Source organism: Anaerolineae bacterium (assembly GCA_014360855.1).
Classification (GTDB): Bacteria; Chloroflexota; Anaerolineae; order JACIWP01; family JACIWP01; genus JACIWP01.
The window spans coordinates 1-10,575 of record JACIWP010000100.1; the positions used below are offsets into that span (position 1 = coordinate 1).

A 10,575-nucleotide genomic window follows, 5' to 3' on the forward strand; every position below is an offset into this window, starting at 1 on the left:
GACCATCCCCCAACAGGTTAAACCCCAACACACTCCGCAGGATAGCGAGACCGGGGAAAATACCGATGTGCGGCGCCGAGAAAAAGACCTGCTGGGCGCGCCCCAGCATGGTCCCCCACTCGGGGGTCGGTGGTTGGGCGCCCAGCCCCAGGAATCCCAGCGCCGCGGCGTCCAGCACCGCCGTGCCGATGCCCAGCGTGCCCTGCACGATAATGGGGGTCAGACAGTTGGGGAGGATGTCCACGAACAGGATGCGCGCCGGCGAACAGCCCACCGCCCGCGCCGCCAGGACGTAATCCTCCTCCTTGACCGAGAGCACCGAGGCGCGCACCAGCCGGGCATAGGTCGGCACGGACACGATGGCGATGGCATACAGCATGTTGAGCAGGCCGGGTCCCAGCACCGTGACGATGGTCAGCGCCAGCAGAAGGCTGGGGAAGGCCAGCATGATGTCCATCAGGCGCATGACGAGCTGATCGAACCAGCCGCCGAAGTAGCCGGCCAGCGCGCCGATGAGCGTGCCGGCCGCGATCGCCCCCAGCACCGAGAGCACACCCACCTGCAGGGACACCCGGCTCCCGAAAATGACCCGGCTGAGCACATCCCGACCGACCTCATCCATGCCCAGCAGATGCTCGCGCGAAGGTGGGGCCTTGCGCAGAGTCAGCCACTGTTGATACGGGTCATAGGGGGCCAACTGCTCAGCGAAAATGGCCATCAGCACCAGCAGGCCGATGAGCACCATGCCGGCGATGGCCAGCTTGTTGCGGCGCAGTCGGCGCCAGGCATCCAGCCAGAGATTGGTTGGCCGGCGAACGGCAGGAAGCGCCGCGGTCGAAATCGCCTCACTCATGCGGTGTCATTCCCTCCCCTACTGATAGCGAATGCGCGGGTCCAGATAGGCGTACGAGATATCCACCAACAGATTGATGATGACGAAGGTGCTGGCGAAAAAGAGCACCGCTCCCTGCACCACCGGATAATCGCGCGAGAGGATGCGGTCAATGATCAGCCGGCCGATGCCGGGGAGCGAGTAAATGGTCTCGGTCAGGATGGCGCCCACCATCAAACTGCCCAACTGCAGTCCGATGACAGTGATGATGGGCAGGAAGGCGTTCTTCAGCGCATGGCGCGTCAGCACCAACCGCTCCGAAAGCCCTTTGGCGCGCGCCGTGCGCACGTAGTCCTGCCGCAGTACCTCCAGCAGGCTGGAGCGGGTCATGCGGGCGATAACCGCCATGGGAATGGTGCCCACGGTGAAGGCCGGCAGGATCATGTGCTTCACGGCATCCACGAACACCGCCATATTGCCCCGCAGGAGGGCATCCAGCATGTACATGCCGGTGATGGGCTGGAATTCTATGCCGATGGAGAGCCGGCCAGAAGGCGGAAGCCATCCCAGCCGCAGGGCAAAGAGGTATATCAGCAGAAGCCCCAGCCAGAAGACCGGCATGGAGATGCCCACCAGGCTGGCGGTCATCACCGTCAGGTCCCACCAGGAATTGCGGCGGTAGGCGGCGAGGATGCCGGCGGGTATGCCGAACAGACAGGCCACGAACATGGCCGAGAAGGCCAGCTCCAACGTGGTGGGCAGTGCCCAGCGGATTTCAGTGATGACGTCCTCATTGCGCTTCAGCGATTTCCCCAGATCGCCGCGCACCACTTTGCCCAGGTAAATGAGATACTGCTCCGTGATGGGCTTGTTCAGCCCCCAGGCCTCGCGCACGCGCTGGACCTGTTCCTCGGTAGCGCGTTCGCCGGCCATGATGCGCGCAGGGTCCCCCGGGATCAGGCGCATCAGCGCGAAGGTGATGATGGAAATGCCCAGCAGGACGGGTATTAACAGCAATAATCGGCGGATGATGTAGCGTATCACTGCCGGCGCTTCCCCCTCATATTTTTATTCCCAGATGATAGCGCAGGGTGGGGCATCTGGCAAGCGATGCCCCACCCCATACGTGTCCTACAGGCAAGCACCTATGCGGCGCAGGGCGTGTTATTCGCCCTTGAAGCCGCCGAACATGTAGGCCCAGTAGTCCCAGGTCCAATCCGGGAAGTGGTACGGATGGGCCGGGTCCCACCAGCGCATGAAGTTGAAGACGACCGCCTCGGCGTTGAACGGTGTGCCGTCGTGGAACTTCACGCCCTGGCGCAGTTTGAAGGTCCATTCCAGGCCGTCCGGCGAAGCGGTCCATTCGACCGCCAGGCTGGGCACCGGGTTGGTGGTGCCGGCTTCCAGCGCCACCAGCCCTTCCAGCATCTGCTCGGTCACCATCAGGGACTCGCCGTCGGTGACGTTGGCCGGGTCAAGGCCCACCGAGTCGCCACTGCGGCCGTAGATAACCGTGTCGCCGGCCTCGTTCTCCGCCAGCCACCAGTACGGCAGGCCGATGGGGCTGGGGATGAAGTTCTTGATGGTCTTCTTCAGGAAGATGGGCACCTTGGTGTGGGCGATAGGCACGCCGGGCACCAGGTCATGGATCATGCGGTTGGCCTGCTTGTACATCTCCTCGCGCTTGGCGAAGTCGGTCTCCGCCACCGCCTTCATGAGCAGGTCCTTCAGGGCGGGGTCGGCCGGCCCCATGTTGAAGGAGTTATCGCCGCCGCAGAAGAAGACGCACAGGAAGTTGTCGGGGTCGCCGTTGTCGCCCGTCCAGCCGAGCATGAAGAGCTTATGCTCGCCGCCGGCGGAGATCTTGTCCAGGTAGGTGCCCCAGTCATACTGCACGATCTTGGCCTTGATGCCGACATCGGCCAGGTACTGCTGGATGGCCTCGCCCACCTGCGCCGGCTGTGGGAAGTACGGCCGCGCCACCGGCATCACCCACAGCTCGGTCTCGAAGCCGTTCGGGAAGCCGGCCTCTGCCAGGAGTTCCTTGGCCTTGGCGGGGTCATACGGATAATCCTCGATATCGGGGTCATAGCCCCACAGGGAGGGCGGCATAAACTCCTTGGCGGGCTCGCCGAAGCCGGCATAGAACGCATCCACGATGGCCTTCTTGTCGATGGCGTAGGCAATGGCCTTGCGCACGCGCACATCGTCAAAGGGTTCCATGGCCATGTTGATGCCCAGGTAGCCCACGTTGAACGCCGGCCGCCAGACCACCTGCAGGTTGGGGTCCTTCTCCGCCACGGCGATGTCGTCGGGGTTGGCGCCTTCCATGCCGTCAATGGTGCCGGCCTTCAGCTCCAGGAAGCGGGCGGAGTTGTCGGGAATAGCGCGGAACACCACCGTCTTGATCTTAGGTGCCTCGCCCCAGTAATCCGGGTTGGCCACCACCGTGATCTTGTCGTTGGGGATCCATTCCTTGAACACGTATGGGCCGGTGCCGACCGGGTTCTTGAAGATGTCCGGGCCGTACTTCTCGATGGCGGCGGGGCTCATGATGGCGAAGTTGTTCATCGCGAGGGTGTTGATGAACGAGGCGTTGGGCCGGTTCAGATAGAATTTGACGGTGTACTCGTCCACCGCCTCCACCCAGCGCAGGAGGCTCTTGGCATCGGGGTTGGGCGGCGGCACCGCGGCGCCGATCTCCGCCGGCGCAGTGCCTTCGCCGGCGATCCACTTCTTGTAAATCTTGTCGTACTCGCCCGAGGCCTTGACCTTCTTCAGGCCCTCATTGAAGAGCTTCAGCAGTTCGGTCTCGCCCTTGCGCACGCACAGGCCGTAGTACTCCTCGGTGAAAGGCTCGCCCACGATTTTCAGCTTGCCCTTGAAGGTCTCGGAGGCCAGGGCGTAGTCGGCGGCGACAGGCGTGTCCACCACCACCGCATCAATATTCTTATTGACCAAGTCCATCAGCGCCAGGTCAATGGTGTCGTACTCTTTCAGCGTGGCGCCCTCGATCTTCTCCACGGCGAACGCGCCGGTCGTGCCGATCTGGGCACCGACGACCTTGCCGGCGAGGTCCTTGTGGCTCTGGATGGCGGTCTCGTCGGCGCGCACCACCACCGCCTGGCCGGCGTTGATGTAGGGATCGGAGAAGTCATACTTCTGCTTGCGTTCGTCGGTGATGGTGACGGAGGACATGATGGCGTCGTAGTCACCGCTCTCCAGGCCGGCGAAGATGCCGTCCCAGGCCGTGTTCTTCCACTCCACGGTGAAGCCCATCGCCTTGGCGATGGCTTCCATCAGGTCGATATCAAACCCGACCAGGTTCTTGTTCTCGTCCACGAATTCCATGGGCGGGAACGAGGCATCGGTGGCGATGACGAAATGGGTCTTGGCTGGTTTCGGGGTGTCGGTCGGCTTGGGAGCCGGGGTCGCGGTGGGTTCGGCCGGCGGTTGGGTCGCTGGCGCGGGCGTGGGCTGAGGTGCACAGCCGGCCAGCAGGCCGATAATGACCAGCGCAACCACAAGCCAGCTCCAGATGCGTTTGTGTTTCATCGTTCTCCTCCTCAAGAGTGACGGAAAGCGGTTGAGACAAGACGGGGCAGGAAGAACGTTCCCCACAGATGGATCACCGATCGGGACAACAGCACTGCCGGAAAGCGATGTCGGATCTCATCACCTCCTTTCTCAGTTGGGTTGGGGTCGGCAGAACACGGCGCCGGCGAGGAACAAGCGCGAAGGGCCCCACCGGGAGGTATACGGCACTCCGGTGAAACGTGACAGACAACCGCCTCGGACGAACTGCTGTGTTCATCAGTGTCTGGTGTCTTTCACTGGCGCCCTTGCGAGCGGCCTCTGGGTCGCCGGCGGTGGCGGAGGGGAAGAGGCCGCATTCTGAAGGGGATTATACGTCAGGCGCGGCGAGATGTCAACAACGGCCCAGCAGTGCAGTCATGCGCGCCTGTGGACGGCCGGCGCCGGCGTTTCCGCGCCGGCCCTTGACAGGTCTCTGCTCTTGGGTTTATGATTAGATTCGGATACAGTCGTTGGCGCTGGGCGTCTACCACGCGCCTCTGTCTGACGCCGCTCCGCTGTGCTGCGCGGTGCAGGTGAGGCGCAAACCGTTAGGCGGCCGATTACTTTTCGAAAGGAGTGATTATGTCAGCCATTGTAGGTATAAAAGGGCACAATCAATTTCATGATACCGCGGGGAAGATGTTGCGCTCTCTCGCGCATCGCGGCGATGATGCGGTTAGACAAGTGGAGTCCGACGGTGTATTCCTGCAAATGTCGTTTCACAAGATTGAGCAATCCTTTGCACCGCTTGCTGACAGGGATACTGCAGTTTGGGACGGCATGCCGCCGGCTGAAATATCTCCCCAAGCTCTTTCTCGCTGGCCAAGCCCCTTTGCCCTCGCGGCTATCTGGGATGGTGATTTGTTCATCGCACGAGACCCCTTGGGGGTAAAGCCGCTCTACTATGGTCAGATAGACGGTACACTGGTTTTTGCCTCGGAAGTAAAAGCCCTTCTATTAGTTACCGACGACGTACACGAGTTCCCCCCAGGCCATTTTTACACGGAACAACAGGGATTTCAACCTTTCACTCATATCCAGGCAAGGGACTTTCTCGACGATGATGCCGATCCGATCGTATCAGAACTCAGAAAGCGATTGGAACAAGCCATTCAGAGATGGCTAGTCACAACTACGGTAGGAGTGTGGCTATCCGGTGGCGTAGATTCCTCCGTTATTGCAACCTTGCTCAAGCCACAAACCACGAAATTGCATTCATTTGTGATTGGCTTGCCCAACGCGCCAGACCTAGAATACGGACAGATCATGGCAAATGTCCTGCAGACTGAACACCATGCTCATACCATATCCCTGGATGATGTTCTTGGTGTCCTGCCTGATGTCATCTATGCGCTGGAATCCTTTGACGCTCTTTTAGTCCGCTCATCGGTGACGCATTATTTGATTTCCAAAATTGCATCGGAATATGTAGAGCTGATTTTCACCGGTGAAGGTGGTGATGAGTTGTTTGCCGGCTATGAATACATGAAAAATTATCCCTTGGAACAACTCCCCGTCATCCTGGAACAAGCGGTCAAGAGCCTGCATAACACAGCCTATCAGCGCGTGGATCGCTGTGCTGGAGCACATGGACTCATCCCCTGCTTCCCCTTTGCCGATATGGATGTGGTTGAGTATGCGCTTCGTATTCCAGCCAAGTACAAGTTGTACCAGCAGTCCGATAGACGGGTCGAAAAATGGATATTGCGTCGAGTTGTGGAGCAGAATATCCCCGAGAAAGTGCTATGGCGTCCCAAAACCAAGTTTTGGCAAGGTACGGGGCTACAGCAGTTAATTAGCGAGTATGCGGATTCGCACATCTCGGACCGCGATTTTATGCGAGAGCGGCGTTTACCAAACGGCTGGATACTCGCATCGAAAGAAGAATTGATGTACTACCGCATTTTCAATGAATTTTTTGGCAAAGTATCCAATCTGGACTGGATGGGACGGACACAAATCCCCGGGGGAAACATTAGCTAATGCCGGCCCGGCCAACAAGCGCTTCCCCACAACACGACCCGCTCCGCGCTGCGCGGCGTAGGTGAGGCGCCGGCCAGGGGCGCCAGTTCCACCTTCGTCCTGCCGCGCAGTGATGCGGCTGCGCCTGTTGACGGCCGGCGCCGGCGGTGATACAATAAGCATCAGCACAATCGTGATAATCATCACAAGGAGGGCAACGATGTCCACCTCTGTGTCGCAAGAAGTGCTGATCCCCACGGCGTTGTGGTCCCCAGCGGCCACCCTCAGTCCGCGCGTCCGTCGCCTGCGCGACCAGTACTGGAGCTTTTACACCCGCGAGTACACCAACGAGGTGCGGGCGTATACCACCGGTACCCCCTGGGACCACGTGTACTCTCCCTGGAACTGGACCAACGTCCCGGAAATGATGATGTTTTTCGAGGGGAGCAAGGCCTACCTGCTGGCCGATGCGACGCCGGTGGACCTGCCGGCCGGCTTCTGGGATGAGCCGCTCGTGGTGCGCCGCGCCATCTTCTTCAAGCGGGTCATCGAGCAGTATCTGCCGGCGCAAATCCTGGAAGGCGAACTCATCGTCGGCTCCCACTTCAACACCGCGCTCTCCCGCACCCTGACCCGCTCCGAAGCCAAGGAATTCTCCAAAATGGAAAAGCGCTTCATGGACGAGGTCAAGCGGCTGAACCGGCTGGGCGTGGGCAACTGCGGCGCGGTGCCGGGGCACCTCATACCGAATTACCCGCGCGTCCTGCGGGAGGGCTTCCGGACCATCAAGGCCGAGGCTGATGCGGTCGCCGGCGATCCCTCTGCCTCCAAAGAGCGCCGTGACCTGGCGCGGGCCATCTCCATCTGTGCTGAGGGCGCGCGGGCTTTCGCCCAGCGCTACGCCGCAGAGGCGGAGCGGCTGGCCGCCGGCGAGGCCGACCCTGGGCGGCGGGCCGAACTCCTGGAGATCGCCCGTATCTGCCGCAAGGTACCATGGGAGCCGGCCGAAACTTTCACCGAAGCCCTGCAGTCGCTCTGGTTCACTCATATGCTGGTGATGGCCGCCGAGAGCTACCCGGGTCCCGGCCTCTCTCCGGGCCGTATTGACCAATACCTATACCCGTACTACAAGGCCGATATCGAAGCCGGCCGGCTGACCCGCGAGCAGGCCAAGGAATGGCTCCAGTGCCTCTGGATCAAACACAACTACGCCTATGATTTCCAGGGCTGGGTCGGCACCAACCAGGGCATCAACTCCTCTTTCGGCCAGCTCATCACCCTGGGTGGCATGAACGAGAAGGGAGAGGATGCCAGCAATGAGCTGACCTGGCTCATCCTCGAGGTCATCGAGGAGATGAACCTGCTGGAGCCGAAGCCCAACATCCGCCTGCATGCCAAAACACCGGAGCCCCTGCTCCAGCGGGTGGTGGAGATGGCAGTGAAGGCGCAGGGCAGTCCCTTCCTGCTGAACTTCGACGAGAACTCCATCGCCGGCCTGCGCTGGGAGGGTCTGCCCGAGGACATGCTGTGGGACTATGCCCCGGTGGGCTGTCTGGAGAACACCCTGCAGGGCTGTGACCGCTCTGGCACGGTGGATGTGAACCTGAACCTGGCCAAAGCGGTGGAGCTGGCGCTCCACGACGGCCGCGATGCGGCCACCGGCGAACAAATCGGCCCGCGCACCGGCGATCCCCGCACCTTCGCTACCTTCGAGCAGTTCTTCGAGGCCTTCAAGGCCCAGCTCAAGGCTATCCTGGAGCTCCTCATTGCGGCCAACAACATCGCGGACGCCGGCCGGGCGCGCTTCGAGCCGACCCCCTACCTGAGCGCCATTGTGGATGGCTGTCTGGAGAGCGGGAAAGACATCACCGCCGGCGGCGCCCGGTTCAACTTTATCACCGTCGAGGGCGTCGCCCTGGCGACAACCGCCGACAGCCTGGCGGCGGTGAAGAAGCTGGTCTATGATGATAAAGCCATTACCATGGACGAGCTGATCCGCGCCCTAGACGCAAATTTCGAGGGCTACGAGAGCCTGCGCCAGATGCTGATCCATAAGGCGCCGAAATACGGCAACGATGACCCATATGTGGACGATATTGCCCGTGAGGTCAGCCGGTACTGGACCACCCTGGCATTCCAGTACCCCACACCCGAGACCGGCAAACGCTACCGCGGCGGGTACCTCTCCTGGAACTACTGGATCGCTTATGCGCCTTCCACCGCGGCCACGCCGGACGGCCGCCGGCGCGGCCAGTATCTCAGCAACGGCGTCTGCCCGGTGAACGGCGCCGACCGCCTTGGCCCGACCGCCGTCATCAAGAGCGTGGGCCATCTCGGGCTGGAGACCGCCCCCAACGGCGCATCCCATACCATGAGCTTCTCGCCCAGCCTCCTGCGTTCCGAGGAGAACCGCCGCAAGCTGGCCGCGCTCCTGCGGGCCTACGGCAAGATCGGCGGTACCTGCCTCCAGCTCAATATCGTCAGCCCGGAGACCCTGCGGGCGGCGCAGAAAGACCCTGATTCCTACCGCAACCTGCTGGTGCGGGTTACAGGATACAACGCCTACTTTGTCATGCTGGGCAAGGAGATCCAGGATGAGATTATCGCTCGCGAGAGCCATGCGCTGTGAGGGCGGCCGGCGGAGGGATCATGGAGCACTCGCTGACGGGAATCACCTTTAATATCCAGCGCTTCAGCACGGAGGACGGTCCGGGCATCCGCACCACCGTCTTCTTCAAGGGCTGTCCCCTGCGCTGTGCCTGGTGTCATAACCCCGAGGGCTTGTCCCCTCAGCCCGAGCTGATGTGGTATGATGTGCGCTGTATCGGGGCGCGCGATTGCCTACGCGCCTGCCCGGTCGAAGCGTTGGAGCTGACGCCGTTCGGCATGCGCATTGACCGCCGGCGTTGCACCCTCTGCGGCAAATGCGTCACGGCCTGCCCGGCCGGCGCGCTGGAGCTCATCGGCCGGCGCTGGAGCGTGGAAGATCTGTTCGCCGAGATCGCCAAAGACGCCGTCTTTTACGAGACCTCGGACGGCGGAGTCACGTTCTCTGGTGGGGAGCCGATGCTCCAGGCCGAGTTCGTGGCGGCGCTGGCGGAGCGCTGTCGGGAGGCCGGCATCCCCGTAGCGCTGGACACCAGCGGCGCCGTCCCCTGGGAGCGCTACGAACTGGTGCTACCGTACGTCGATCTAGTGCTGTACGACCTGAAAATCTACGACCCTGAGCGGCATCGCGCCGGCACCGGCCTGGATAATGCCCGCATCCTGGAGAACGCCCGGCGAATGGCCGGCCGGGGTATCCCCATGTGGATTCGCACCCCGATCATCCCAGGGTATACCGCTGATGCGGAGAACATCGCCGCCCTGGCCGATTTTATCGCCCGGGAACTGCCGAACGTCCAGCGCTGGGATCTGCTGGCATACACCAACCTGGGCCAGCCGAAATATCACCGTCTGGACAAACCATATGCCCTAGAGGGCGTGCCTCTGCTTACCCGCGAGGAGATGGAGCTCCTGCACGCCATCGCGGTAGCGCGCGTGCCGGCTGCCGTTTGGTCGGGGGCAACGCGCGTGGAGCCGGCAGAGGCCGGCGCCGGTGGGCTTCCGGGCCTGCCGCAGTGCGGATAACTTCTGCACGAGCACCGAAAGGAGAGGAAAAGATATGTCCGTGTTGAACGATGCGAATCTGCTGAAGGCGCTGGCGGGGGAGATGACGCCCAAGTTCCTGGCCACCCGCTCCAGCGACGGCATTCCCAATATTGTGCCCTGTACTTCCATCATGCCGGCGGACGATGGACCGGACCGCCTCATCTTCGGCAATTTCCTGCTCCGCAAATCAGTGAACAACCTGGAAAGCGACTCCCGGGTGGGCATCATCGTGATGACCACGGAGCTGGAAGGGTGGATACTGCAGGGGGATTTCGCCGGCTGGCAGAGGGCCGGCCCCTATGTGGAGCGCATTATGAGCACGGACCTCCTGCGCTACAACGCCTATACCGGCATCCGCAACGCCGGCATCATCGAGGTGCGGAAGGTGCTCCGGCACTTCCGCATCCCCAAGACCCGCGTCCTGGCCGACTACCTGCTGGCCAAAGCTCTGGCACGGCCGCCGGCCCTGGACGGCCGGCACACCCGCCTGCCGCTGGTGGTTCAGCGCTCCTTCCAGCCGATGACCGCCCTGCGCGTGCTGGCATGCCTGGATG

Annotated in this window: 7 protein-coding genes; 4 read left to right on the forward strand and 3 right to left on the reverse strand. The window is 62.0% G+C overall.

Going from position 1 to position 10,575, the window contains the following annotated elements; all coding sequences use genetic code 11:
• From H5T60_07095 to H5T60_07105, 3 genes are all read right to left on the reverse strand, one after another.
• On the reverse strand, positions 1–853 hold an 853-nt coding region (locus H5T60_07095), incomplete at its 3' end, for an ABC transporter permease (GenBank protein MBC7242196.1).
• Between the two features lie 18 nt (positions 854–871).
• A complete protein-coding gene (locus H5T60_07100; GenBank protein ID MBC7242197.1) occupies positions 872–1,876 on the reverse strand; it encodes an ABC transporter permease in 1,005 nt (334 codons plus the stop codon).
• Between the two features lie 120 nt (positions 1,877–1,996).
• Positions 1,997–4,387, reverse strand: a complete 2,391-nt coding sequence (locus H5T60_07105) for a transporter substrate-binding domain-containing protein (protein MBC7242198.1) — start codon at positions 4,385–4,387, stop codon at positions 1,997–1,999.
• 603 nt (positions 4,388–4,990) lie between these two features.
• Between H5T60_07105 and H5T60_07110 the strand changes: the two genes are divergently transcribed.
• The 4 genes from H5T60_07110 to H5T60_07125 form a co-directional block, all read left to right on the forward strand.
• Positions 4,991–6,391, forward strand: coding sequence for an asparagine synthase (locus H5T60_07110; protein MBC7242199.1), 1,401 nt, complete (start codon positions 4,991–4,993; stop codon positions 6,389–6,391).
• Positions 6,392–6,590: 199 nt separating this feature from the next.
• Positions 6,591–8,999 carry a formate C-acetyltransferase/glycerol dehydratase family glycyl radical enzyme gene (locus tag H5T60_07115; protein ID MBC7242200.1) on the forward strand — a complete coding sequence of 803 codons (2,409 nt, stop codon included), beginning with the start codon at positions 6,591–6,593 and terminating at the stop codon, positions 8,997–8,999.
• 20 nt (positions 9,000–9,019) lie between these two features.
• Positions 9,020–10,000: a glycyl-radical enzyme activating protein gene (locus H5T60_07120; GenBank protein ID MBC7242201.1), complete on the forward strand. Its 981-nt coding sequence runs from the start codon at positions 9,020–9,022 to the stop codon at positions 9,998–10,000.
• Positions 10,001–10,034: 34 nt separating this feature from the next.
• Positions 10,035–10,575 (forward strand): pyridoxamine 5'-phosphate oxidase family protein (locus H5T60_07125; GenBank protein ID MBC7242202.1); only part of this gene is annotated, 541 nt, incomplete at its 3' end.